The sequence below is a fragment of the Leptothrix sp. (in: b-proteobacteria) genome (assembly GCF_965250675.1).
GTDB lineage: Bacteria > Pseudomonadota > Gammaproteobacteria > Burkholderiales > Burkholderiaceae_C > Sphaerotilus.
The window spans coordinates 218,470-240,947 of the sequence record NZ_CBDFPH010000003.1; the positions used below are offsets into that span (position 1 = coordinate 218,470).

The 22,478-nt window shown below is 67.1% G+C and carries 26 protein-coding genes; 18 read left to right on the top strand and 8 right to left on the bottom strand.

Annotation, left to right across the window (positions count from 1 at the left end):
• The first annotated feature begins 134 nt into the window (after nucleotides 1-134).
• From AC5IG3_RS06505 to AC5IG3_RS06525, 5 genes are all read left to right on the top strand, one after another.
• Nucleotides 135-1,643: a protein adenylyltransferase SelO gene (locus tag AC5IG3_RS06505; protein WP_491905466.1), complete on the top strand. Its 1,509-nt coding sequence runs from the start codon at nucleotides 135-137 to the stop codon at nucleotides 1,641-1,643.
• Nucleotides 1,640-2,059: a peptide-methionine (R)-S-oxide reductase MsrB gene (gene msrB, locus AC5IG3_RS06510; RefSeq protein WP_491905467.1), complete on the top strand. Its 420-nt coding sequence runs from the start codon at nucleotides 1,640-1,642 to the stop codon at nucleotides 2,057-2,059. The genes AC5IG3_RS06505 and msrB overlap by 4 nt, the downstream gene beginning before the upstream one ends.
• Before the next feature lie 24 nt (nucleotides 2,060-2,083).
• Nucleotides 2,084-2,731, top strand: a complete 648-nt coding sequence (locus AC5IG3_RS06515) for a septation protein A (RefSeq protein ID WP_491905468.1) — start codon at nucleotides 2,084-2,086, stop codon at nucleotides 2,729-2,731.
• Entirely contained in the window at nucleotides 2,728-3,018 is a 291-nt protein-coding gene (locus tag AC5IG3_RS06520) for a BolA family protein (RefSeq protein ID WP_491905469.1), read from the top strand. Before AC5IG3_RS06515 ends, AC5IG3_RS06520 begins: the two co-directional genes overlap by 4 nt.
• A 97-nt stretch (nucleotides 3,019-3,115) precedes the next feature.
• Nucleotides 3,116-3,925, top strand: a complete 810-nt coding sequence (locus AC5IG3_RS06525; protein ID WP_491905470.1) for a peptidylprolyl isomerase — start codon at nucleotides 3,116-3,118, stop codon at nucleotides 3,923-3,925.
• A gap of 109 nt (nucleotides 3,926-4,034) precedes the next feature.
• Here AC5IG3_RS06525 and AC5IG3_RS06530 read toward each other — a convergent pair whose 3' ends face one another.
• Nucleotides 4,035-4,799: an acetyltransferase domain-containing protein gene (locus AC5IG3_RS06530; RefSeq protein WP_491905471.1), complete on the bottom strand. Its 765-nt coding sequence runs from the start codon at nucleotides 4,797-4,799 to the stop codon at nucleotides 4,035-4,037.
• Between the two features lie 60 nt (nucleotides 4,800-4,859).
• On the opposite strand from AC5IG3_RS06530, the gene AC5IG3_RS06535 reads away from it, so the two are divergent.
• Both AC5IG3_RS06535 and AC5IG3_RS06540 read left to right on the top strand, forming a co-directional pair.
• A complete protein-coding gene (locus AC5IG3_RS06535) occupies nucleotides 4,860-5,363 on the top strand; it encodes a thioesterase family protein (protein WP_491905472.1) in 504 nt (167 codons plus the stop codon).
• Nucleotides 5,364-5,412: 49 nt separating this feature from the next.
• Entirely contained in the window at nucleotides 5,413-5,766 is a 354-nt protein-coding gene (locus tag AC5IG3_RS06540) for a hypothetical protein (protein ID WP_491905473.1), read from the top strand.
• Between the two features lie 20 nt (nucleotides 5,767-5,786).
• On the opposite strand, the gene rnhA is transcribed toward AC5IG3_RS06540, so the two are convergent.
• Nucleotides 5,787-6,215, bottom strand: coding sequence for a ribonuclease HI (gene rnhA, locus AC5IG3_RS06545; RefSeq protein WP_491905474.1), 429 nt, complete (start codon nucleotides 6,213-6,215; stop codon nucleotides 5,787-5,789).
• Nucleotides 6,216-6,344: 129 nt separating this feature from the next.
• Nucleotides 6,345-7,166 carry a class I SAM-dependent methyltransferase gene (locus AC5IG3_RS06550; RefSeq protein ID WP_491905475.1) on the bottom strand — a complete coding sequence of 274 codons (822 nt, stop codon included), beginning with the start codon at nucleotides 7,164-7,166 and terminating at the stop codon, nucleotides 6,345-6,347.
• On the opposite strand from AC5IG3_RS06550, the gene gloB reads away from it, so the two are divergent.
• Entirely contained in the window at nucleotides 7,165-7,950 is a 786-nt protein-coding gene (gene gloB, locus AC5IG3_RS06555; protein ID WP_491905476.1) for a hydroxyacylglutathione hydrolase, read from the top strand. The genes AC5IG3_RS06550 and gloB overlap by 2 nt on opposite strands.
• Nucleotides 7,947-9,662: a transglycosylase SLT domain-containing protein gene (locus AC5IG3_RS06560; protein ID WP_491905477.1), complete on the top strand. Its 1,716-nt coding sequence runs from the start codon at nucleotides 7,947-7,949 to the stop codon at nucleotides 9,660-9,662. The genes gloB and AC5IG3_RS06560 overlap by 4 nt, the downstream gene beginning before the upstream one ends.
• An 81-nt stretch (nucleotides 9,663-9,743) precedes the next feature.
• Here the strand turns inward: AC5IG3_RS06560 and recR are convergent, their stop codons facing one another.
• Genes recR through dnaX form a run of 3 tightly spaced genes read right to left on the bottom strand, consistent with a single transcriptional unit; the run spans nucleotide 9,744 to nucleotide 12,625 of the window.
• On the bottom strand, nucleotides 9,744-10,331 hold the full coding sequence (gene recR / locus AC5IG3_RS06565) for a recombination mediator RecR (RefSeq protein WP_491905478.1): 588 nt from the start codon (nucleotides 10,329-10,331) through the stop codon (nucleotides 9,744-9,746).
• Between the two features lie 8 nt (nucleotides 10,332-10,339).
• On the bottom strand, nucleotides 10,340-10,666 hold the full coding sequence (locus AC5IG3_RS06570; RefSeq protein ID WP_491905479.1) for a YbaB/EbfC family nucleoid-associated protein: 327 nt from the start codon (nucleotides 10,664-10,666) through the stop codon (nucleotides 10,340-10,342).
• 39 nt (nucleotides 10,667-10,705) lie between these two features.
• Entirely contained in the window at nucleotides 10,706-12,625 is a 1,920-nt protein-coding gene (gene dnaX, locus AC5IG3_RS06575) for a DNA polymerase III subunit gamma/tau (protein ID WP_491905480.1), read from the bottom strand.
• A gap of 35 nt (nucleotides 12,626-12,660) precedes the next feature.
• Here dnaX and AC5IG3_RS06580 point away from each other — a divergent pair, with 35 nt between their 5' ends.
• The 4 genes from AC5IG3_RS06580 to AC5IG3_RS06595 all read left to right on the top strand — a co-directional run bounded on the left by AC5IG3_RS06580 (nucleotide 12,661) and on the right by AC5IG3_RS06595 (nucleotide 16,624).
• A complete protein-coding gene (locus AC5IG3_RS06580) occupies nucleotides 12,661-13,821 on the top strand; it encodes an AIR synthase-related protein (protein ID WP_491905481.1) in 1,161 nt (386 codons plus the stop codon).
• 30 nt (nucleotides 13,822-13,851) lie between these two features.
• Nucleotides 13,852-14,646 (top strand): leucyl/phenylalanyl-tRNA--protein transferase, encoded by a 795-nt coding sequence (aat, locus tag AC5IG3_RS06585; protein WP_491905482.1) that lies wholly within the window; start codon nucleotides 13,852-13,854, stop codon nucleotides 14,644-14,646.
• Nucleotides 14,647-14,659: 13 nt separating this feature from the next.
• Nucleotides 14,660-15,400 carry an arginyltransferase gene (locus AC5IG3_RS06590; protein ID WP_491905483.1) on the top strand — a complete coding sequence of 247 codons (741 nt, stop codon included), beginning with the start codon at nucleotides 14,660-14,662 and terminating at the stop codon, nucleotides 15,398-15,400.
• Between the two features lie 270 nt (nucleotides 15,401-15,670).
• Nucleotides 15,671-16,624 carry a porin gene (locus AC5IG3_RS06595; protein ID WP_491905484.1) on the top strand — a complete coding sequence of 318 codons (954 nt, stop codon included), beginning with the start codon at nucleotides 15,671-15,673 and terminating at the stop codon, nucleotides 16,622-16,624.
• A gap of 103 nt (nucleotides 16,625-16,727) precedes the next feature.
• On the opposite strand, the gene AC5IG3_RS06600 is transcribed toward AC5IG3_RS06595, so the two are convergent.
• Together AC5IG3_RS06600 and AC5IG3_RS06605 are read right to left on the bottom strand one after the other, a co-directional pair.
• Nucleotides 16,728-17,366: a 3-oxoacid CoA-transferase subunit B gene (locus AC5IG3_RS06600; RefSeq protein WP_491905485.1), complete on the bottom strand. Its 639-nt coding sequence runs from the start codon at nucleotides 17,364-17,366 to the stop codon at nucleotides 16,728-16,730.
• A 22-nt stretch (nucleotides 17,367-17,388) separates the two neighbouring features.
• The gene (locus tag AC5IG3_RS06605) at nucleotides 17,389-18,081 is read right to left on the bottom strand and encodes a CoA transferase subunit A (protein WP_491905486.1); all 693 of its coding nucleotides are present in this window, start codon (nucleotides 18,079-18,081) and stop codon (nucleotides 17,389-17,391) included.
• 104 nt (nucleotides 18,082-18,185) lie between these two features.
• On the opposite strand from AC5IG3_RS06605, the gene AC5IG3_RS06610 reads away from it, so the two are divergent.
• From AC5IG3_RS06610 to AC5IG3_RS06630, 5 genes are all read left to right on the top strand, one after another.
• The gene (locus AC5IG3_RS06610; protein ID WP_491905487.1) at nucleotides 18,186-18,566 is read left to right on the top strand and encodes a methylglyoxal synthase; all 381 of its coding nucleotides are present in this window, start codon (nucleotides 18,186-18,188) and stop codon (nucleotides 18,564-18,566) included.
• A 92-nt stretch (nucleotides 18,567-18,658) separates the two neighbouring features.
• Nucleotides 18,659-19,165, top strand: a complete 507-nt coding sequence (locus AC5IG3_RS06615) for a hypothetical protein (RefSeq protein ID WP_491905488.1) — start codon at nucleotides 18,659-18,661, stop codon at nucleotides 19,163-19,165.
• Entirely contained in the window at nucleotides 19,162-19,707 is a 546-nt protein-coding gene (locus AC5IG3_RS06620; protein WP_491905659.1) for a LuxR C-terminal-related transcriptional regulator, read from the top strand. The genes AC5IG3_RS06615 and AC5IG3_RS06620 overlap by 4 nt, the downstream gene beginning before the upstream one ends.
• Nucleotides 19,708-19,795: 88 nt before the next feature.
• Entirely contained in the window at nucleotides 19,796-20,263 is a 468-nt protein-coding gene (locus tag AC5IG3_RS06625; protein ID WP_491905489.1) for a (2Fe-2S)-binding protein, read from the top strand.
• Nucleotides 20,264-20,265: 2 nt separating this feature from the next.
• Nucleotides 20,266-22,476, top strand: coding sequence for a xanthine dehydrogenase family protein molybdopterin-binding subunit (locus AC5IG3_RS06630; protein WP_491905490.1), 2,211 nt, complete (start codon nucleotides 20,266-20,268; stop codon nucleotides 22,474-22,476).
• The last annotated feature ends 2 nt before the right edge of the window (nucleotides 22,477-22,478 follow it).

The window sequence follows — 22,478 nt, forward strand, 5'->3', positions numbered from 1 at the left end:
TGTTTCCTTGATTCATTGAAGTGCAAACACTATAGAAAGCCCCGGCGGGCGCCCCACCACTGGCTAACCCTAGGAATGTCGCGTGGAAGACAGGCCTGAAGCAGGGATCAGGCCGGCTGGCTAAACTGCTGCGCATGAATGCGCCGCACGAGTCCCTGTTTCAGCCCATCGCCCCGGTCGAGGCGCAGTGGGTCAACCGCTATGCCGCACTCGGCCCGAAGTTTTCGACCCGGCTTGACGCCCGGCCGCTGCCGGCGCCACGCTGGGTGGAAATCAACCACGCGCTGGCCGCCGATCTGGGCTGGCCGGCCGACTGGTGGCAATCGGACACGGCGCTGGCCTGCCTGAGCGGCGGCGCGCCCTGGCCCGGCATGGCGCCGCTGGCCACGGTCTACAGCGGCCACCAGTTCGGCGTCTGGGCCGGTCAGCTGGGCGATGGCCGCGCGCTGCTGCTGGGCGAGGTCGACACGCCGCAAGGCCCGCGCGAAATCCAGCTCAAGGGCAGCGGCCCGACGCCGTACTCGCGCCGGGGCGATGGACGCGCGGTGCTGCGGTCGTCGATCCGCGAGTATTTGTGCTCCGAGGCGATGCATGCGCTCGGCATCCCGACCACCCGCGCCCTCGCCCTGACCGCCAGCGACCTGCCGGTGCGGCGCGAGGAACTCGAAACCGCCGCCGTCGTGGCCCGGGTGGCACCCAGCTTCGTGCGCTTCGGCCACTTCGAGCACTTCTGTCACCATGGCCAGCACGCCGAACTGGCGCAGCTGCTGGACTTCGTGCTGCAGCACCACTTTCCGGAATGCCTGGAGGCGCCGGTGCCAGCCGTCGCCATGCTGCAGACCGTGGCCGAGCGCACCGCGCGGTTGCTGGCGCAGTGGCAGGCGGTGGGCTTCTGCCACGGCGTGATGAACACCGACAACATGTCGATCCTGGGCCTGACGATCGACTACGGCCCGTTCGGCTTCCTGGACGGCTTCAACCCCGGCCACATCTGCAACCACACCGACCACCAGGGCCGCTACGCCTATGCGCGTCAGCCGTCGGTGGCGTTCTGGAACCTGCACGCGCTGGCACAGGCGCTGGTGCCGCTCGTGCCGCAAGCGGGTGAGAACGCCGAGGTGCTGACCGACGCGCTGGAACCCTATCGCCACGTCTACCCGGCCGAAATGCTGCGCCTGATGCGCGCCAAGCTCGGCCTGCAGGCCGAGCGCGACGAAGACGCCGACCTGGCCGACGATCTGCTGCGCCTGATGGCCGCCACCCAGGTCGACTACACGCTGTGCTGGCGGCAACTGGCCGACCTGAACAGCACGGAAGAAACCCACGCCGGCCCGGTGCGCGACCTGTTCCTGGACCGCGCAGGCTTCGACGCCTGGGCCGCCCGCTACCGCAGCCGCCTGCAGGCCGAAGGCAGCGTGGACGCCGAACGCCGCGCCCGCATGAACGCCGTCAACCCGCGCTACGTGCTGCGCAACCACCTGGCCGAGGTGGCGATCCGCCAGGCGCAGGCGGGCGACGACAGCGAGGTCCAGCGCCTGGCTGCCATCCTGGCGCGGCCGTTTGACGATCAACCCGAACACGCGGCCTACGCCGCCCTGCCGCCCGACTGGGCGCAAACCCTGGAGATTTCCTGTTCATCATGAGTACGCATGACCAAGGTGACGGCGCCTATCCCGTCCAGAAGACCGACGCCGAGTGGCGTGAGCAGCTGGATGCCATCCAGTTCGCCGTCACCCGCCAGGCCGCCACCGAACGCGCCTTCACCGGCAAGTTCTGGAACCACTGGGCCGATGGCAGCTACCGCTGCGTCTGCTGTGACAGCGTGCTCTTTGACGCCGGCACCAAGTTCGACGCCGGCTGCGGCTGGCCGAGCTACTCGGAGGCCGTTGCCGAAGGCCGGGTCGAGCGCATCATGGACCACAGCCACGGCATGACCCGCGTCGAGGTGCGCTGCCAGAACTGCGGCGCCCACCTCGGCCATGTGTTCGACGACGGCCCGGCGCCCACCGGCGAGCGCTACTGCATCAACTCGGCGTCGATCGAGTTCACCCCCCGCTGATCCGATTGACCCGATATCTGCCCCATGAAACTCCTGCTCGACTTTCTTCCCATCATCCTGTTCTTCCTGACCTTCAATCAGGCCGAGAAGCGCCCCGACGAGGCTGCCGCGCTGGCCAGCGACTGGTTCGGCTTTCTGGTCTCGGGCGGCGCCGTCGGCCCCAAGGAAGCACCCGTGTTGCTGGCCACCGTGGTGGTGATTGCCGCCACGCTGGCACAGGTGGTCTACCTCAAGCTGCGCGGCCGCAAGATCGACACCATGCTCTGGGTCAGCCTGGGGCTGGTGACGGTGCTGGGTGGCGCGACCATCTACTTCCACAGCGAGGCCTTCATCAAGTGGAAGCCGAGCGTGCTGTACTGGGTCATGGCACTGGCCCTGGCGCTCAGCCCGTTGCTGGCTGGCAAGAACCTGGTCAAGGCGCTGATGGGCGCCCAGCTTGAACTGCCCGAGCCGGTCTGGTCGCGGCTCAACGTGGTCTGGGTGATGTTCTTTGCCGCCATGGGCGCCATCAACCTGTGGGTGGCCTTCAGCTTCGACACCGCCACCTGGGTGCAGTACAAGCTGTTCGGCGGCATGGGGCTGATGTTCCTGTTCATGCTCGGGCAAGGCCTCTACATCAGCCGCCACCTGCCGGAGCTGCCGCCCAAAGTCACCGCCAAGGACGGCTCATGAGCGCCGCACCGCACGGCCTACACGGCTCACATGGCGTCAGCGCTGCCGACATCGAGGCTGCGCTGCGCGAGCAACTGGCGCCGGCGAGCCTCACCGTCATCGACGAAAGCCACCTGCATGCGGGCCACGCCGGCGCAGCGTCAGGACGGCATTTCAGGGTGCAAATCTGCAGTGCGCGCTTTACCGGCCAGACACGTTTGGCGCGGCATCGCCTTGTGTATGATGCGCTCGCCTTGCTGATCCCACAGGGTATTCACGCCCTGGCGATCGATGCCACTGCGCCATGACAACGGCCTGAGTTCACCGATCCACGATCATTTCAGCCTGTGGGCCGACACCCTGAGACACCGGCTCACCCCTCACACCAGAAAGGTTCTCCCTTCCATGAAGAAACTCCTGATCGCCGCATCGGTTGCCGCCCTGTGCGCCACAACCCTGGCCCCGACTGCTGCGATGGCCCAGAACGTCGCCATCGTCAACGGCAAGGCTGTGCCCAAGGCGCGCTTCGAGTCGTTCATGACCCAGATCACCAAGCAGGGCAACCAGCCGCGCACGCCGGAGCTTGAGCGCCAGGTGAAAGACGAACTCGTGCTGCGCGAGATCTTCGTGCAGGAAGCCGAGCGCCGCGGCCTGGCCAAGAACGACGAGTACCGCACGCAGATGGAAATCGCGCGCCAGAGCCTGCTGATCCGCGAACTGTTCGCCGACTACCAGAAGAACAGCGCCGTGACCGACGCCGAAATCAAGGCCGAATACGACAAGGTCAAGGGCGGTGCAGGCGAGAAGGAATACCGCGCCCGCCACATCCTGGTCGAGAAGGAAGAAGACGCCAAGGCGCTGATCGCCGAGCTCAAGACCGGCGCCAAGTTCGACGAACTCGCGGCCAAGAACTCCAAGGACCCGGGCTCGGCCCAGAACGGTGGTGATCTGGACTGGGCGGCTCCAGCCAACTACGTGCCCGAGTTCTCGCAGGCCATGACCCAGCTCGAGAAGGGCAAGTTCACCGAAACGCCGGTGAAGAGCCAGTTCGGCTTCCACATCATCCAGCTGGAAGACGTGCGCGCCGCACAATTCCCGGCGCTGGAAGAAGTCAAGGCCCAGTTGCAGCAGCGCCTGACGCAGCAGAAGATGACCGACTTCCGCGACAACCTGCGCAAGAAGGCCAAGACCGATTACAAGTTCAGCGAACAGTAATCAGGCCTGAAGCTGGCGCGGTTCAAGCCCGCGCCAGCCTTCAGATCCACGGGCGCCGTTGTTTGCACAGAGCGCAAGCAGTGGCGCCCGCTGCGTTTTCAGAACGGCATCAGGCGTGGAGCGCCCGCCACGCCATCAGGCTGCCGATCAGCACCGGCTGATGCAGCATGTAGTAGCTCAGCGACCAGCGTCCCAGCACTACCAGCGGCTGCAAAGCACGGGGCAGCGGCGCCATCAGCCAGGCGGGTCGACGCGCCAGCAGCACCTGCCCCGCCACCAGTCCGATGCAGACCACGCCCAGCCACGGCAGCAGCGGCACGTAGTCCTCGGTCTGCGGCTTGCGCGTGACCAGCCCGACCCAGTTGGTCCAGCGGCTGTCAAACCCGCTCGCGGCCACGAACTGCGGCAAGACCAGCGCCAACGTGGCCAGCAGCAGCAAGGGCAGCGGTTGGCGCAGGCGTGACGGCAACAGGCGCAGCAACAGCAGCATCAGCGCCAGGCCGTGCAGCACGCCGAAGCTGATCCAGCTGTGTGGAAACATCCACATCGACCCCAGCGACACCAGCACCGCGCAGCCGGCCACCTGGGCCCAGCGGCGCCAGAAGCGTGACGCCCGATTCGGCCAGCCCACTGGCGCCGCGCCCGCCGCCGCCTGGCCCAGCCCGGCGCAGAACAGGAACAGGCTGACGATGCACAGCCGCTGCAGCGTCCAGAACGGGTCGAGGTAGAAGTTCTGCCGGGGGATCAGGCCGAACTGGTGCAGGTCGAAGCTGAAGTGGAACGCCGTCATCCAGAGCATGGCCACGCCGCGCAGTGCGTCGATGGCGTCGATGCGGGCGGGCGCCCAATCGGGTCTTGAAGCGGTTTTGGACATGTGGAAACGATAACCCAGCAGCCCACGGACGGCTTTTACCATCGGGCCATGACGATCTTCATGACGCCCCCTGTCAACCCTGCACACCCGGCCCCACCTCGCCGCTCGCCCGAAGAACAGGTCAAGCTGGAGACGACGCTGACCGACCTGTTCGAGCAGCGCATCACCTTCAACAGCGTGCTCGGCCTCAAGGTCGAATCGATGGCGCTGCCGCTGCGCATGCGCTTTGCCATGCGCCCGGACCTGATCGGCCACTACCAGCACGGGCGGCTGCACGGCGGTGTGATCTCGGCGGTGCTGGACGCCACCGGCGGCAATGCGCTGATGGTGGCGCTGGCGGAGAAGTTCGCCGCCGACACGACCGAGCAGGTCATGCACCGCTTTGCCCGCCTGGGCACCATCGACCTGCGGGTCGACTACCTGCGCCAGGGGCTGGGCGAGCACTTCATTGCCAGCGCCGAGGTGCTGCGGCTGGGCGCGCGCGTGGCCTCCGTGCAGATGCGACTGGTCAACGAGGCTGGCGTGCTGATCGCCACCGGCGCGGCCGCCTATATCGTGAGCTGAAGCAGCTGCCTACAATGCCGCGCTTTGCCTTGCACCTGGGATTTGCACTGTGGACCTGAAACTCACCATCACCCTCATCGACGAACTGGCCGAAACGGTCGTGCGCTCCACCGGCGAGCTCGACCTGGCCAGCGGCGAGATCCGCAACGTGCACTACATCGACTATGACGTCGAGGCCGAAGGCCATCCGGTGCACGACGAGGACTACGAGTTCACCTCGGGCCTGCTGGCCAACGGCAACAAGGAAGTCGAGTTCGGCGTGCAGGTCGACGTGATGTCGGGCAAGTACTCGGTCACGCCGACCGAACTGCTGGAGATCAAGGGCCGCGCCGCGCGCCTGTTCTCGGGCGCCGGCACGGGCGAACCTGACGTGCCGCTGGTCACGCCGCGCAAGAAGCGCTGAAGAAGCGCTGAAGCGTTTTTTCAGGGATTGGCGCTGGTCACGCCCCGGTTGGCCAGCTCATCAGCCTTCTCATTGCCCGGGTCACCGGCGTGGCCCTTGACCCAGCGCCACTCGACCTGATGCAGTTGCGTCAGCGCATCCATGCGCTGCCACAGCTCGACGTTCTTGACCGGCTTGTTGTCGGCCGTCTTCCAGCCGCGCTTCTTCCAGCCGTGAATCCAGCTGGTGATGCCGTTCTTGACGTAGGCGCTGTCGGTGTAGAGCGTGATCTGGCAGCTGCGCTTCAGGCTGGCGAGCGCCTCGATCACCGCCATCATCTCCATGCGGTTGTTGGTGGTGTTGGATGCACCGCCCCACAGCTCCTTGGCATGCTCGCCACTGCGCAGCCAGGCGCCCCAGCCGCCCGGGCCAGGGTTGCCTTTGCAGGCGCCGTCGGTGTAGATCACCACGGTCGGCTTGACAATGAGATCTGCGGCCTGGGGTGCGGTTTGCGCAGCTGGGTTGGGGGTTGTCGCAGTAATAGCGTCCGTCGTCATGGCATTCGTTCCATTCCAGTTTCTTGGTTCTTGAAGACGGGGTCAGGCGTGCGGCTCGCGCTGCGCGATCACCGCAGGCGCCGTGCTCATGCGGCGGCGCTGCTGGCGCGCCGCGCCCAGCAGGCGCATGCCGCGCACGCGCTTGACGGCCACCATCATGTAAGTGGCGCCGAACACCGGCCACCAGCGCGCGCCCGCCGCATCGAGCCAGGCGCTGCGGTCCAGCCAGCTTGGGGTCGCAAACGGAGGACGGTAGCAGCCGAAGTGGCCGTATTCGACCTCGAAACCCAGCAGCCGCAACCAGTCGCGCAGGCGGCGCGGGCCGATCAGTTCAGCCGGCATCGGCAGCGCCGCGTGGCCCCAGCTCAGGCGCTCGGCCCAGTCACCCGCCTGCTTGCCCGCGCCCCACAGGCTGGTGGGGTTGAAGCCCAGCACCACCACGCGGCCTTCGCTGACCAGCACGCGCTCGACCTCGCGCAGCGTGTGGTGCGGGTCAGCCGCCAGCTCCAGCGTGTGCGGCAGCACGGCCAGGTCGATGCTGTTGGCGGGAAACGGCAGGGCCTCGAAGTCGGCCAGCACGCTCAGTGGCAAGGGCGGCGAGACCGGCGGCGCATCCGGCCCGCATGGCGCAGGCGTGAGCCGGGCCAGACTCGCGTCGGGCACGCGGTCATGGAGCAACCAGCGATGCGACATGCGGCTCGCCCGCAGCGCCTGCACCGCCGGCCAGCCCAGCTGCAGGGCGTGATAGCCGAAAAGATCCGCCACCGCCGCATCCAGCTGCGCCTGTTCCCAGGCCAGCAGGTAGCGGCCAGCGGGGGTCTGCAGGCGCTGGTCGATCCCTATAATCCCGCCGCTCAAGCTCATGCAACTACTCGCCCTACCCGCCTTCGCCGACAACTACATCTGGATGTTCCACGATGGGCGCCGTGCGCTCGTGGTCGATCCGGGGGATGCGGCACCCGTGCTTGCCGCGCTGGAGCGCCAGGCGCTGCAGTTGGCCGGGATTCTAGTGACCCACCACCACGCCGATCACGTCGGTGGCGTGGCCGATCTGCTGGCGCGACATCCGGCGCCGGTGTGGGGGCCTGCCGGTGAAGTGCTGCCCGTCGACGCCTGGCCCGAATTCCACCCGGTGGCGCAAGGCGACGTGGTCGAGTTGCTGGGCCTGCGCCTGCAGGTGCTCGACATTCCCGGCCACACCGCAGGCCATATCGCCTATTACACCGACGACGCTGCAGCCGGCGAGCCGCTGCTGTTCTGCGGCGACACGCTGTTTGCTGGCGGCTGCGGCCGGCTGTTCGAAGGCACGCCCGCGCAGATGCTGGCCTCGCTCACGCAACTGGCGGCGCTGCCGGCGCCGACACGGGTCTGTTGCGCGCATGAATACACGCTGTCGAACCTGCGTTTTGCACGGGCAGTGGAGCCCGACAACCTCGACCTGCAGCAGTTCGAGGCCCGCTGCATTGCGCTGCGGGCCCAAGACCTGCCGACCCTGCCCAGCCGCATCGGCCAGGAAAAGCTCATCAATCCCTTCTTGCGCAGCTACGAGCGCGCTGTGATCGACGCCGCCGTAGCGCGCGGTGCCGATCGCGCCGACCCGGTCGCGGTCTTTGCGGCCCTCAGAACCTGGAAAAACAACTTCCGATGAAGACACCTTTCACCCCGCGCCGCTGGACCCTGTCGGTCCTGAGCGCCGCTGCAGCGCTGGTCCTGTCCGGCTGTGCCGCCGTTCCTGCCGGTCCTTATGCCGAGACCCAGGTCCCCGAGACACTCACCCCGCCGCCGGTCGTGGCCGAAGCGGTACGCATCCCCGAAGGACCGCTGGCGCCTGTGCCTGGCCTGGAGCCACAGCCGGCCGTCAGTGCACTGCCTCAGGTTGCAGTTGACGCCGACGACATCATGCAGATCAGCCACGGTGAGGCGCTGCCCCGCTCGGCCGTGCTGGCCACCGCGCTGCCTGCAGCCATCCAGATCGAGGACGGCAAGGACGCGGCCGATGCGCCCACCGACCCGCTCGACCCCAGCCCGGTCGTGCAGCTCGATGCCGCCAAGGCACGCGACGACCTGTGGGCGCGCCTGCGCGGCGGCTTCCGCCTCAACGACCTGCAAAGCGACCTGGTGCGAGACAACGAGCGCTGGTACAGCGCGCGGCCCGAATACGTGCAGCGCATGACGGAGCGTGGCTCACGCTACCTCTATCACATCCTGCAGGAAGTCGAGCGGCGCGGCATGCCGACCGAACTGGCGCTGCTGCCCTTCATCGAGAGTGCCTACAACCCGCAGGCCATGTCCACTGCCAAGGCCTCGGGCATGTGGCAGTTCATTCCGTCGACCGGGCTGGACTACGACCTCAAGCAGAACATTTTCCGCGACGACCGGCGCGACGTGCTGGCCTCGACCCAGGCCGCGCTCGACTACCTGCAGCGCCTCAACAAGATGTTCGGCGACTGGCACCTGGCGCTGGCCGCCTACAACTGGGGCGAAGGCAATGTGCAGCGCGCCATCAACCGCAACCTCAAGGCCGGGCGTGCGACCGACTATGAAAGCCTCGGCATGCCCGCCGAGACGCGCAGCTATGTGCCCAAGCTGCAGGCGGTCAAGAACATCGTCGCCCAGCCGCGCGCCTACGGCCTGAGCCTGCCGGCACTGCAGAACCACCCCTACTTCCTGAGCGTGGCGCTGCGCCGCGACATCGACACCGCCCTGGCCGCCCGCATGGCCGGCATGACGCTCGACGAGTTCAAGACCCTCAACCCGCAGCTCAACAAGCCGGTGATCCTGGCGGCCGGCACGCCGCAACTGCTGCTGCCGTACGACAACGCCGACCGCTTCAAGGCCAGCCTGGACGGCTATCGCGGCCCACTCGCCACCTGGACGGCCTGGGTCGTGCCGCGCACCATGCATCCGGCCGAAGCCGCCAAGCTCGCCGCCATGGACGAGGGCGCGCTGCGCGAGATCAACCGCATTCCGGCGCGCATGCTGGTCAAGGCCGGCTCGACCCTGCTGGTGCCCCGCAGCGAGCAGCGCACCACCGACGTATCCGAGCACGTGGCCGACAACGCCCAGATGGCCCTGGCCCCCGACGTGCCGCCACTGCGCAAGGTGGCCGTCAAGACCCGCAAGGGCGACACGCTGGCCAGCGTGGCCAAGCGCTACCGCGTCAGCGCCGCGCAGCTGGCGCAGTGGAACCGCATCACGACCAGCTCCAAGCTGAGCGCGGGCCAGTCTCTGGTGATGTATCAGGCGCCCAAGGCCAAGGCGGCCGTCGCGGCCAGGACTTCGGCAGCCAAGGCCAGCGGCAAGGCCCGCGCCGTCAAGCCAGCGGGCGAGCGCCGCGTCAAGCTGGCAAGCGCCCGCTAAAAACCGCTGCCAAGCTCTTGAAACGCAAACGGCGCTGTGGGTTCACAGCGCCGTTTTTCAATTCCGGAACATGCTCGGTGTTCAGCGCCGGTCGTACAGCGCATGGGCGATGGTGCCCAGGTCGACGTATTCCAGCTCGCTGCCCACCGGCACGCCGCGCGCCAGTCGCGTGACGCGCACGCCGCCGGGCTTGAGCGCCTCGCTGATGACGTGGGCGGTGAGTTCACCCTCGGCGGTGAAGTTGGTCGCGATGATCAGCTCCTGCACCCGCCCGTCTTTCACGCGCTCCAGCAGCGCCGGCAGGCCGATCTGCCCGGCACCCACCCCATCGAGCGGGTTGAGCTTGCCCATCAGCACGAAATACAGGCCGCGGTAGCTGCCGCTGCGCTCAAGCGCCGCCTGATCGGCGGGCGACTCGACCACGCACAGCAGGCGGGCGTCGCGCGCCGTGTCCAGGCAGGTGCGGCACACCGGCTGCTCGGTGTAGGTGTGGCAACGCTCGCAGGGCTTCAGGCGCTGCAAGGCACCATCAAACGCCAGCGCCAGGCGCTGCGCGCCTTCGCGGTCGTGCTGCAGCAGGTGATAGGCCATGCGCTGGGCCGACTTCACGCCCACGCCGGGCAGATGGCGCAGCGCCTCGATCAACTCGGTCAGCGCGTCGCCTGTCACGGTCGTCTTCAGAACGGGAACTTCATGCCCGGGGGCATGGGCATGCCGGCGGTGAGCTTGCCCATCTTTTCCTGGCTCAGCGCTTCGGCGCGACGCACGGCATCGTTGACGGCGGCAGCCACCAGGTCTTCGAGCATGTCCTTGTCGTCGGCCAGCAGGCTGGGGTCGATGGTGATGCGCTTGACGTCGTGCTTGCAGGTCATCACGACCTTGACCAGACCGGCGCCGGACTGGCCTTCGACCTCGATCAGCGCCAGCTCGTCCTGCGCCTTCTTCATGTTGTCCTGCATCGCCTGGGCTTGTTTCATCAAGCCGGCGAGTTGTCCTTTGAGCATGGTTTTTCCTTGAAGTGAATGGGATGAATGTGATTGAGTTCAGCGCGGCCGGATCGAGCCCGGCACGATGCGCGAGCCGGGAAAGTGCGCCAGAAGCTGCAGGATCTGCGGGTCGCCCTGCATCAGCGCCTCGGCCTCGCGCTGCACGCGCAGGCGGGTGGCGGCATCGCGGCGGGCGGCGCTGTCGCTGACGGCGCCGGCTTCGATCTCCAGGCGCTGCGGCTGGCCGAGCAACTCGGTCAGCGCGGTCTGCAGACGCTCGCGGTGGCTGCTCTGACGCAACGATTCGCGCTCGACGCGCAGTTGCCAGCGCCCCGCAGCGTCATCGAAGTCGACGCATTGCGCCTGCCAGGCCAACTCACGCACCAGGCCGGTGACGGCGCCGCGCTCGAACAACTGCTGGCAGACGACGCCCCAGCGGTCTTGCGGCACGGCGTCGCCTGGGATGGAAACGGATGCGGGTGTGGGAATGACGATTTCGGCAGCGGCCACGACAGCCGCCGCCGCAACCGCCACGACCGGCGGTGCAACTGGCGCGATGGCCGGTGCAACGACAGGCGCGAGCGCAGGCATCTCCCAGCTCTCCAGCAGCTCTTCCCAGGGCGGGACGGAACTGCCGCCGGATTCAGGCTCGGAGGCGATCTGCGCCATGGGCGCAGGGACGGCTACAGACGCAGGAACAGGAACAGGAACAGGTGCCGGTACGGGAGCGGGCTCAGCCACAGCACGCGGTGCCATGGCTGGTGCAGGACGCGCTGGCGTCACGCTGCTGACTGCCGCCGTCGGGCGCAGCAGGTCACGGCGCGGCGGCGTGGCCGCAGGGGTCGGCTCGCGGCGCTCAGGCGCAGGCTTCGGCGCAGATCCCGGCGAAAACGCCAGCAGGCGCAGCAGCACCATCACCAGGCCGCTGTATTCGTCGGGCGCCAATGCCAACTCGGCGCGGCCGTGCAGCGCAATGCTGTAGAGCAGTTGCAACTCGTCGGGCGCGAGCAGCGGCGTCAGGCGTTGCAACTGCGGTGTGTCGGGGTCGGCCGGGTCAGCGGACTCGGGCACGACCTGCAGCACCGCCATCTGCTGCGCCAGCGTGGCAAGTTCTTCCAGCGCGCCCACAGCCGACAGGCCCAGGCCGCGCAGATCGTCGACACAGCGCACCAGTGCCGCGCCGTCCTGCGCGGCCACGGCCTCGACCATGCGCACGACGTGGCTGCGGTCGACCGCGCCCAGCATCTGGCGCACCTGGGCTTCATCGAGCTGGCCGCCGGCGTAGGCGATGGCCTGGTCGGTGAGCGACAAGGCATCGCGCATCGAGCCGTGCGCAGCCCGCGAGATCAGCCGCAGCGCGCCCGGCTCGGCCGGCACCTGCTCGGCGGCCAGCACCTGGCCGAGGTGCTCGAACACCGTCTCGGCCGCCATCGGGCGCAGGTTGAACTGCAGGCAACGGCTCAGCACCGTGACCGGCACCTTCTGCGGGTCGGTGGTGGCGAGCACGAATTTCAGGTACTCGGGCGGCTCCTCGAGCGTCTTGAGCATCGCGTTGAAGGCGGTGCTGGAGAGCATGTGCACTTCATCGATCATGTAGACCTTGAAGCGGCCCATCACCGGCTTGTAGACCGCTTGGTCAAGCAGCTGGCTGATCTCGTCGACGCCGCGGTTGGAGGCCGCGTCGAGCTCGACGTAGTCGACATAGCGGCCGGCATCGATGTCGCGGCAGGCATCGCACACGCCGCAGGGCTGGGCGGTGATGCCGCCGTGGCCGTCGACACCGGTGCAGTTCAGGCTCTTGGCCAGGATGCGCGACACGGTGGTCTTGCCGACTCCGCGCGTGCCGGTGAACAGGTAGGCGTGGTGCAGGCGCTGCTGCGTCAGCGCATTGCTCAGGGCCTGCACGACGTGCTCCTGCCCCACCATTTCAGTGAAGCTGCGGGGGCGGTATTTGCGGGCCAGGACAACGTATGACATGGGGCGGGATTCTAGGGTGCCGGATAATCGCGCCCATGAATTCAGCCCCCACCGCAGCCTCCACCGCTACGCAGCCCTCCGGCGCTGCCCATCCGACCGGCACCCTCAGCTATGACCAGGCCGGCGTCAACTACGACCTGATCGATCCGCTCAAGATCAGTGCCCAACGCGCGGCGGCCTCCACCGCCACCCACCTGAGCCACCATGGCTTCACCGAAGTCGCCGCCTCGCGCGGCGAATCGGCGTACGTGGTGGACGTCGGCCCGTTCTACATCGCCTCCATCGTCGAATGCCTGGGCACCAAGACCCTGGTGGCCGACGAGATGGCCACGCTGACGGGCAAGAGCTACTACGACGGCATCGCCCAGGACACCATCGCCATGGCGATCAACGACCTGATCACCGTCGGCGCCACGCCGCTGGTGGTGCAGGCCTACTGGGCCGCCGGCGGCTCTGACTGGTTCGGCGACAAGTTGCGCGCACAAGCCCTGGTCGAAGGCTGGAAGCGCGCCTGCGAGATCTGCTCGGTCGCCTGGGGCGGCGGTGAAACGCCCGCGCTGGCCGGCATCGTCGAAGGCGGCCGCATCGACCTGGCCGCGTCCTGCACCGGCCTGATCAACCCGAAGGAGCGTCTGAGCGTGGGCGACAAGCTCGGCGCGGGCGACGCGATCGTGCTGCTGGCGTCGAGCGGCATCCACGCCAACGGCCTGAGCCTGGCGCGCAAGCTGGTCGAGCGCCTGCCGCAAGGCTACCTGACCGAAATCCGCCCGGGCCTGAGCTACGGCGAGGCGCTGCTGGCGCCCACCACGCTGTACTCGCCCGTGACCGAGGCGCTGTGGAGGGCCGGCATTGCGCCGCACTACTGCGCCAACATCACCGGCCACGGCTGGCGCAAGCTGCTGCGCCACCCGGCCGAACTGACCTATCGCATCCACAGCGTGCCGCCGGTGACGCCGGTGCTGAGCTTCATCCAGCACCACGCCCAGCAGGACGACCGCGAGGCCTACAGCACCTTCAACATGGGCGCGGGCTTTGCGATTTTCGTGCCGGCCGAGCAGGCCGAGCAGGTGGTCGAGCTGTCGCGCTCGGTCGGCGTGCCGGCCTGGGTGGCGGGTGAAGTCGAAGCCGGCCCCAAGCGTCTGCTGATCGAGCCGCTGGGCATCGAATACGGCGCCGACGACCTGCAACTGCGCTGATCGGCTCAGGCCAGCCGGGAGAGCATTTCCATGATTCCCTGGCTGCCTGAGGACGAGACTGACGCCGCGCCGGGCGACACCGCCCTGGCGCCCTTCCCGCCCACCGCCCAAGCCCTCGGCCCCGAGACCGACGCTGCCGGCCTGCTCTGCGCCGGTGGCACCCTGAGCGTGGCGCGGCTGCGGCTGGCCTACGCCCAGGGCATCTTCCCGTGGTTCAGCCCCGGCCAGCCGGTGCTGTGGTGGACCACCAACCCGCGCATGGTGCTCAAGACGGCGGACTTCAAGCTGCACCGCTCGCTGCGCAAGACGCTGCAGCACTTCATCGCCACCCCGGGCTGCGAGGTGCGCATCGACAGCGCCTTCGACCGTGTCATCGCCCACTGCAGCGGCGTGGCGCGCCCCGGCCAGGACGGCACCTGGATCGTGCCGGAGGTGGCGCAGGCCTACTGCGCCTGGCACCGCACAGGACAGGTGCATTCGTTCGAGACCTGGATCGACGGCGAGTTGGTCGGTGGCCTCTACGGCGTCAACCTGGGCCGCATGTTCTTCGGCGAGTCGATGTTCGCGCTGCGGCCCGATGCGTCCAAGATCGCGCTGGCGGCGCTGGTGGCGTTCTGCCGTGCCCACGACATGCCGTGGATCGACTGCCAGCAGCAGACTGCCCACCTGGCCACGCTGGGCGCCGCGCCAGTGGCCCGTGCGGCGTTCGAGGCGCATCTGCAAAACCACGTCAACCGCCAGGCGCCGCAAGGCTGGTTTTATGATCCTGCGGTCTGGGTGCAACTGGATTTGCGCCTGCCGCCCGCCGTGATGTCCACCCCGTGAACCCTTTCAGCGCGTGACCCATCCCAAGGATCTTCCGCTGGCGCAGTTGCAGTTTTATGCCACCGCGCCCTACCCCTGCAGTTACCTGGACGGCAAGGTCGCGCGCTCGCAGGTGGCCACACCCTCGCACCTGATCAATTCGGACACCTATTCCGCCCTGGTCGCCGCCGGCTTCCGGCGGAGCGGCATGTTCACCTACCGGCCGTATTGCGACGGCTGCCAGTGCTGCATTCCGCTGCGCGTGCCGGTGGCGACCTTCGCGCCCAAGCGCAGCCAGCGTCGCGCCTGGGCCAGCCACCAGCACCTGCAATCGCGCGTGATGCGCATGGGCTTCGTGCCCGAGCACTACGCGCTCTACCTGCGCTACCAGACCGAGCGCCACGCCGGCGGCGGCATGGACCAGGACTCGGTCGACCAGTACACCCAGTTCCTGCTGCAGAGCCGGGTCAACTCCCGGCTGGTGGAGTTCACCGACCCGACCGAGCCCGACCCGGCGCGCGCGCTCAAGATGGTGTCCATCATCGACGTGCTCAACGACGGTCTCTCGGCGGTCTACACCTTCTACGCGCCCGACGAGGGCGCAAGCTACGGCACCTACAACGTGCTGTGGCAGATCGAGCAGACCCGCGAACTCGGTCTGCCCTACGTCTACCTCGGCTACTGGATCGAAGCCAGCCCCAAGATGGCCTACAAGGACCAGTTCCGCCCGCACGAGAAGCTCGTGGCGGGCCAGTGGCAAGGTCAGGCCACCTGAAGCCCCTTCGCCGGTAGGGTGAGCCAAACTTGGCGCCGCACAATCCCAAATAATCCAAAATGGTGCATGACATTAATAGTGCGCACCTGATTGGTTATATATCTGGAATTTATGCACCAATAACAATGATTGGTTGCATATTAACAACATCGAATGTAAACGTATCAAGGGTATTCATTGATCGACTTGACCCGTCGGGCGTGATGGCGCGACCATAGATACATCGCCTCCAGCGATATTCGGTCACAAAATACACCCAGAAAGGTCATCATGCTCGCATCCCTTACCCGTCAACCCAAAATGTTACTTGGTGCTGCAGCCCTGTTATTGGCGGGCGCAGCGCACGCCGAAATGACGATTTATGGTCTGATCGACCTGAGCTACGGCAAGAATGAAGTGCTCGGCAAAGGCGTCAAGGCCGATTTCCATTCCGGTGGTGACGACGGCAGCTCGCAGGGCAATTCGACCACCAAAATCGGCTTCAAAGGCACGACGGAAGTGGCGCCTGGCCTGAAGGCCAACTTCAAGCTCGAAACCGGCGGCATCACCAGCAGCGGCGATATTCCCGGACCGTTCTTCAATCGCCAGGCTTGGGCAGGTCTGTCAGGTGGTTTCGGTGAAGTGCGCCTGGGCAAGCAGGATTCCGTGGCGTTTCAAACCCAGATTGGTTTTGATTTCAACGGCGGCGCCAACGCAGCCTCCGCTTTTTATAACTCGGGTATTGCGGCTTGGCTGCCCGGTCGTCAGGAGCGTTCGCTGCAATATATCGCGCCTGAAATGGGCGGCCTGAAAATCCAGGTCGGTGCACAGCCCGCAGGTAATGTGGTCGATGCCAAGACCAATGGTTCGATCGGCGCGACCTACACGGTAGGCAAACTGTCGCTGGGCGTTGCGGCCGAAAGCAAGCGTACCGCCACATCGAAGAGTTTCGCGTCATTGGCCACCAGTTATGACTTCGGCCTCGCCAAGGTCATGGCCAGCTACGCTGACGGCGGCGCGCCGGCCAGCGGTGGCACGGGCAAGGGTTTCGGTGTCGGCGCAGCCGCACCGGTGGCGGGCTTCACCGTCGGCGTCAATTACGGCGAAAACTCGGACACCAAGGTCAAGGCGGCTGAACTCTTCATCAACCGTGAAGTGTTCAAGAACACCTTCGTCTACTTCGATGCGGGACGTGTCACCGGCAAGCTCAACATCTATGCCCTGGGCGCGATCTACGCGTTCTAAACCATGCATTGCCCGTCGCGCCTGGCAAGAGCAGGTGCGACGGGTCAGCAAAAAGCCGCCTCAAATGAGGCGGCTTTTCTATTGGCTTTGAGCCTGCAGCTTTTCAGATCAGCGGCACACCCGTTTTTTCAGCGATTTCCTCGCGCGACACGCCCGGTGCCAACTCCACCAGCTTCAGGCCCTCAGGCGTCACGTCCATCACGCCCAGGTCGGTAATGATGCGGTTGACCACGCCCACACCCGTCAGCGGCAAGGTGCAGCCAGGCAGGATCTTCAGGTCGGTCGAGCCGTCTTTCTTCCTGGCGACGTGCTCCATCAGCACGATGACGCGCTCGACGCCCGCCACCAGATCCATCGCGCCGCCCATGCCCTTGACCATCTTGCCGGGAATCATCCAGTTGGCCAGGTCGCCCTGGGCGCTGACCTGCATCGCACCCAGGATGCTCAGGTTGATCTTGCCGCCGCGGATCATCGCGAAGCTGTCGTGGCTGCCGAAGATGCTGCTGCCGGGAATGGTGGTCACGGTCTGCTTGCCGGCGTTGATCAGGTCGGCGTCCACCTCGTCTTCGGTGGGAAACGGGCCGATGCCGAGCATGCCGTTCTCGCTCTGCAGCCAGACCTCGATGTCGTCGCGCACGTGGTTGGCCACCAGCGTGGGCAGGCCGATGCCGAGGTTGACGTAGTAGCCGTCCTTCAGTTCGGCCGCCGCCTTGGCGGCCATCTGGTCGTGTGTCCAGGCCATGGTGTTGTTCTCCGCTTCAGGCTTAAAGGGTGGTGCGCTTTTCGATGCGCTTCTCGGGCGTCGCGTTCACCACGATGCGGTGAACGTAGATGCCGGGCAGGTGCACCGAATCGGGGTCGAAGGTGCCGGTCTCGACCAGCTCTTCCACCTCGACCACCGTGACCTTGCCGGCCATGGCGACCGCCGGGTTGAAGTTGCGTGCCGTGCGGCGAAACAGCAGGTTGCCGCTCTTGTCAGCCTTCCAGGCCTTGACCAGCGACACGGCGGGCTTGAGCGAGCGCTCCATCAGGTAGACGTGGCCGTCAAATTCGCGCGTTTCCTTGCCCTCGGCCACCAGCGTGCCCACACCGGTGCGGGTGTAGAAGGCTGGAATGCCGGCGCCACCGGCACGCAACTTCTCGGCCAGCGTGCCCTGGGGCGTGAACTCCAGCTCCAGTTCGCCCGCCAGGTACTGGCGCTCGAACTCCTTGTTCTCGCCGACGTAGCTGGAAATCATCTTCTTGATCTGGCGCGACTCAAGCAACTGGCCGAGGCCGAAACCATCAACGCCCGCGTTGTTGCTGATGACCGTGAGGCCCTTGACGCCGCTGTCGCGCAGCGCGGCAATCAGCGCCTCGGGGATGCCGCACAGGCCGAAGCCGCCCACGGCGAGCAACTGATCGTGGGCGACGATGCCGTCCAGCGCCGCTGCAGCGCTGGGATAAACCTTGTTCATGCGTGGTCTCCGCGTGTTTGAGAACAGCGCAGAGCGTACTACGTAAGGCCTTACGTAGTGCATACGTAGAATTGACTAAGTCAACCCTCTTTCGCACCTCGCCCATGAAGCTCGCATTGATCGCCCATGACCGCAAAAAGGACGCCATGGTGGCGCTGGCCCGTGAATTTGCTGCAGGCCTGGCGCAATGCACGCTCATGGCCACGGGCACGACGGGAGGACGCCTGCAGGCGGAAGTGGGGCTAACCGTAGAGCGGCTGCTGAGCGGCCCGCTGGGCGGTGACCTGCAGATCGGAGCGCGGCTGTCGGTGGGTGCGGTCGACGCGGTGGTCTTCCTGCGCGACCCCATGTCGTCGCAACCGCATGAGCCGGACATCAACGCGCTGGTGCGGGCCTGCGACGTACACAACGTGCCCTGCGCCACCAACGTGGCAAGCGCGCGGATTTTGCTGAGCGCACTGCTCTCCCGCTCCGACGCCGAATAAACCGCGGGCATGGGCGGGTCCATGGGCACCCTCGGTCAACCCATCATGCCGGCGCTTCGTTGGAGCAAGGGTTCCCACTTCGCCCTTGAGACATGCCCACCGAAACGCGCACCCATCGCCCTGCCATTGAACGGATGGATCGTGCGCCCTCCAATGCGGGCCTCGGACGTCGGCCCTGGCATCGGCTGCTGGGCATTGCCGTTCTCAGTGCCTCATTGGGCCTGACCGCATGCGGCGGTGGCAGCGCCGATGTGGCGTTTCAGATCGGCGTCGTCATTGCCGGGCAATCTTCGGCCTCTTTGCGGATCGACCCGGGCATGGCGCAGTCCATGTCGGTTTATGCCGGCGAGCGCTTCGAGCTTGATGCGGGGGAGCCCGTGACGTGGACGATGCAGGTTGGCGGGTCGCGCATCGAGACCTCGGGCGCCACCGTGTCTTACGCGGGCCTCGCGATTCGACCCACGACGGTGAACGGCTCCCGGGTGGTGGTGGACACGGCCTCGGCCTACCCGTTTGCCGGTCCGCTGCCCGTGACATTCAGGGCCACGTCAACCTACGACGCCGCGCTGGTGGCCACCGTGAACGTGTGGGTCTATTGAAAACGCTCGACTACCGCATCGCCTTCGACCTGGCCCCCATCGGGCTGGTGCTGTCGCGCAACCGTCTGATGGTCGACTGCAACCAGCAGCTGCTGGCCATGTTCGGCGCGACGCGCGAACAGCTGGTCGGCCACAGTTTCGAGGCGCTTTACCCGAGCGCAGCCGAGTTCGAGCGCACCGGCGCGCGCATCGTCGCCAGCCTGGACGCCAGCGGGCGCTACGCGGACGAGCGCGTCATGCGCCGCTTCGACGGCGAGCTGTTCTGGTGCCACGTCTCGGGCCGGGCGCTCGACCCAGCGCAGCCGCACGCAGCCGGCATCTGGGCGTTCGAGGACCTGTCGGCGCTGCGGCAACTCAAGGCCGACCTGACGCCGCGCGAGCGCGAAATTGCCGCGCTGCTGATCGAAGGGCTGACCAGCAAGCTCATCGGCCGCCGGCTGGACATCAGCCCGCGCACGGTCGACGTCTACCGCGCCCGGCTGATGCGCAAGTACGAAGCCGCCACCACGCCCGAGCTGGTGCACAAGCTGTTGAGCGCCTGAGGGCGCTGAGGGCAGTCTCACCCTCCGGTTTGACGCTGGCAGGCCTGCGCGCTAAGGTGCGCTGCATTCAGCCTTACGGAGACGCCCCATGATCACCCTCAAAGTCAACGGCCAGACGCGCAAGGTCGACGCCGACCCGGACATGCCCCTGCTCTGGGCGCTGCGCGAAAACCTGCAGCTGACGGGCACCAAGTTCGGCTGCGGCATGGCGCTGTGCGGCGCCTGCACCGTGCATCTGGACGGCGTGGCAGTGCGTTCGTGCTCGACGCCGATCTCGGCCGCAGCGGGCAAGAGCGTCACGACGATCGAAGGCGTGGGCGCCAGCAGCACGGGCAAAGCCGTGCAGGCCGCCTGGCTGCAGCAGGACGTGCCGCAGTGCGGCTACTGCCAGTCCGGCCAGATCATGAGCGCCTGCGCGCTGCTGGCGCAGAACAAGGCGCCCAGCGACACCGACATCGACGCAGCCATGAGCGGCAACCTCTGCCGCTGCGGCACCTACAACCAGATCCGCGCGGCCATCAAGGACGCGGCGGTCGAACTGCATCGGAAGGGCTGATCATGAATGCATCCCACAACGACACCGACAGCGACGGCCACGACACACCAGTCAGCCACCCGACCCGCCGCGGCCTGCTCGGCGGCGGTGCCGCGCTGGTGCTGGGCTTCGCCCTGCCCGCCACCGGCTTGGCCGCCAACCGCAAGAAGGCGCTCAAAACGGCCGCCCGCGCCGGGGTCGTCACCGCCGTGGCGCAGTTCCAGCCCAGCGCCTGGCTGCGCATCACGCCCGACAACCGCGTCACCGTGGTCTGCGGCTCGGCCGAGATGGGCCAGGGCGTGCTGACCGCCATCCCGATGCTGGTGGCTGAAGAACTGGACGCCGACTGGGCGCAGGTGCGCGTCGAGCAGGCGCCGGCTGACAAGGCCTACAACAATCCGCTGTTCGGCATGCAGGCCACCGGCGGCAGCACCACGGTGCGCGCGCACTGGGAGCCGGTGCGCAAGGCCGGCGCCGCCGCCCGCGCCATGCTGGTGGCTGCCGCCGCCGAGCAGTGGAAGGTATCCGCCGACCAGTGCCGCACCGAAGCCGGCCACGTCATCAGCGCCAGCGGCAAGAAGCTGAGCTACGGCGCCCTCGCCCTCGCCGCAGCCAAGCTGCCGGTTCCAGAGAATCCGCCGCTCAAGGCGGCCAAGGACTTCAAGATCCTCGGCCAGCCCAAGCGCCGCCTGGACACGCCCGCCAAGCTCAACGGCAGCGCCAAGTACGGCATCGACGTGGTCGTGCCCGGCATGCTGGTGGCCGTGATGGCGCGTGCGCCGCAGCCCGGCGCCAAGGTGCGCACGCTCGACGACAGCGCTGCCAAGGCGGTGCGCGGCGTCAAGCAGGTCATCAGCATTCCGCACGGCGTGGCGGTGCTGGCCGAGGGCTACTGGGCGGCCAGGAAAGGCCGCGACGCGCTCAAGATCGACTGGGACCTGGGCGCGCTGGCGGACCTGTCAACCGAGAAGATCACGGCCCAGCTGACCGAAGGCGCCAGGGCGGGCGGCTCGGTCGCAATCGCCAAGGGCGACAGCCGCCCGGCGTCGGCCACGCGGGTCGTCGAGGCCACGTACAGCGTGCCCTATCTGGCGCACGCCACCATGGAGCCGCTCAACTGCACCGCCTGGGTGCGCGGCGAGGACGTCGACATCTGGGCCGGCACGCAGAGCCAGGGCCCGGTGCAGGGCATCCTGGGCCAGGTGGCGCAGGTGCAGCCGGCGCGCGTCAAGGTCCACACCATGATGCTGGGCGGCGGCTTCGGCCGGCGCTTTGCGTCGGACTTCGTCATCGACGCCACGCTGCTGTCCAAGCTGAGCGGCAAGCCGGTCAAGCTGATCTACAGCCGCGAAGACGACATGATGGCCGGCTTCTACCGCCCGGCTGCCGTGGCGCATTTCAGCGGTGCGCTTGATGCGCAGGGCGCGCTGAAGTCGCTGACCGCTGGCGTATCGTCGCCGTCGATCATGGCGGCCTCGGGCTTCATGAAGATTCCGGACAACGGCGTCGACGCTTTCGCGATGGAAGGCGTGGCCGACCAGCCGTATGACATCGAGCACCTCAAGCTCGAATACGGCCGCCGCGAGCCCGGCCCGCAGGTCTGGTTCTGGCGCTCGGTCGGCCACTCGCAGAACATCTTCTTCATCGAGGGTTTCATCGACGAGCTGGCAGCCGCCGCCGGCAAGGACCCGTACGAGTTCCGCCGCGCCCTGCTCGACAAGCAGCCGCGCTACAAGGCTGTGCTCGAAGCCGCCGCGCAGCAAGCCGGCTGGGGCCAGCCGCTGCCGGCGGGCGTGTTCCGGGGCATCGCGGTGGCGCAGAGCTTCGGCAGCTACGTGGCCGAAGTGGCCGAGGTGTCAGTGGCCGCCGACGGTACGCCCAAGGTGCACCGCGTGGTCGCGGCGGTCGACTGCGGCATGACGGTCAATCCGGAGATCATCCGCCGCCAGATCGAAGGCGGCATCGTCTTCGGCCTGAGCGCGGCGCTCTACGGCAAGCTGGACTTCAAGGACGGGCGGCTGGAGCAGTCCAACTTCCACAACTACCCCGTCCTGCGCCTGACCGAAATGCCCCAGGTCGAAGTCCACATCCTGCCCAGCAGCGAAAAACCCGGCGGCATCGGCGAACCCGGCACCCCGCCGGCCGCGCCCGCCGTGGTCAACGCCATCTTTGCCGCCACGGGCAAGCGGCTGCGTCAGTTGCCGATCGATACGGCGTTGCTGAAGCAGGCCTGAGC

Coding starts and splice junctions, on each gene's coding strand:
- AC5IG3_RS06605 (WP_491905486.1), bottom strand. CDS start 18,081: ATGAACAAGGTTTATCCCAGCGCTGCAGCGGCGCTGGACGGCATCGTC.
- dnaX (WP_491905480.1), bottom strand. CDS start 12,625: ATGTCATACGTTGTCCTGGCCCGCAAATACCGCCCCCGCAGCTTCACT.
- AC5IG3_RS06505 (WP_491905466.1), top strand. CDS start 135: ATGAATGCGCCGCACGAGTCCCTGTTTCAGCCCATCGCCCCGGTCGAG.
- gloB (WP_491905476.1), top strand. CDS start 7,165: ATGCAACTACTCGCCCTACCCGCCTTCGCCGACAACTACATCTGGATG.
- AC5IG3_RS06550 (WP_491905475.1), bottom strand. CDS start 7,166: ATGAGCTTGAGCGGCGGGATTATAGGGATCGACCAGCGCCTGCAGACC.
- AC5IG3_RS06610 (WP_491905487.1), top strand. CDS start 18,186: ATGAAGCTCGCATTGATCGCCCATGACCGCAAAAAGGACGCCATGGTG.
- AC5IG3_RS06535 (WP_491905472.1), top strand. CDS start 4,860: ATGACGCCCCCTGTCAACCCTGCACACCCGGCCCCACCTCGCCGCTCG.
- AC5IG3_RS06520 (WP_491905469.1), top strand. CDS start 2,728: ATGAGCGCCGCACCGCACGGCCTACACGGCTCACATGGCGTCAGCGCT.
- AC5IG3_RS06630 (WP_491905490.1), top strand. CDS start 20,266: ATGAATGCATCCCACAACGACACCGACAGCGACGGCCACGACACACCA.
- AC5IG3_RS06560 (WP_491905477.1), top strand. CDS start 7,947: ATGAAGACACCTTTCACCCCGCGCCGCTGGACCCTGTCGGTCCTGAGC.
- msrB (WP_491905467.1), top strand. CDS start 1,640: ATGAGTACGCATGACCAAGGTGACGGCGCCTATCCCGTCCAGAAGACC.
- AC5IG3_RS06570 (WP_491905479.1), bottom strand. CDS start 10,666: ATGCTCAAAGGACAACTCGCCGGCTTGATGAAACAAGCCCAGGCGATG.
- AC5IG3_RS06525 (WP_491905470.1), top strand. CDS start 3,116: ATGAAGAAACTCCTGATCGCCGCATCGGTTGCCGCCCTGTGCGCCACA.
- aat (WP_491905482.1), top strand. CDS start 13,852: ATGATTCCCTGGCTGCCTGAGGACGAGACTGACGCCGCGCCGGGCGAC.
- AC5IG3_RS06625 (WP_491905489.1), top strand. CDS start 19,796: ATGATCACCCTCAAAGTCAACGGCCAGACGCGCAAGGTCGACGCCGAC.
- AC5IG3_RS06515 (WP_491905468.1), top strand. CDS start 2,084: ATGAAACTCCTGCTCGACTTTCTTCCCATCATCCTGTTCTTCCTGACC.
- AC5IG3_RS06530 (WP_491905471.1), bottom strand. CDS start 4,799: ATGTCCAAAACCGCTTCAAGACCCGATTGGGCGCCCGCCCGCATCGAC.
- AC5IG3_RS06580 (WP_491905481.1), top strand. CDS start 12,661: ATGAATTCAGCCCCCACCGCAGCCTCCACCGCTACGCAGCCCTCCGGC.
- AC5IG3_RS06600 (WP_491905485.1), bottom strand. CDS start 17,366: ATGGCCTGGACACACGACCAGATGGCCGCCAAGGCGGCGGCCGAACTG.
- AC5IG3_RS06615 (WP_491905488.1), top strand. CDS start 18,659: ATGCCCACCGAAACGCGCACCCATCGCCCTGCCATTGAACGGATGGAT.
- AC5IG3_RS06595 (WP_491905484.1), top strand. CDS start 15,671: ATGCTCGCATCCCTTACCCGTCAACCCAAAATGTTACTTGGTGCTGCA.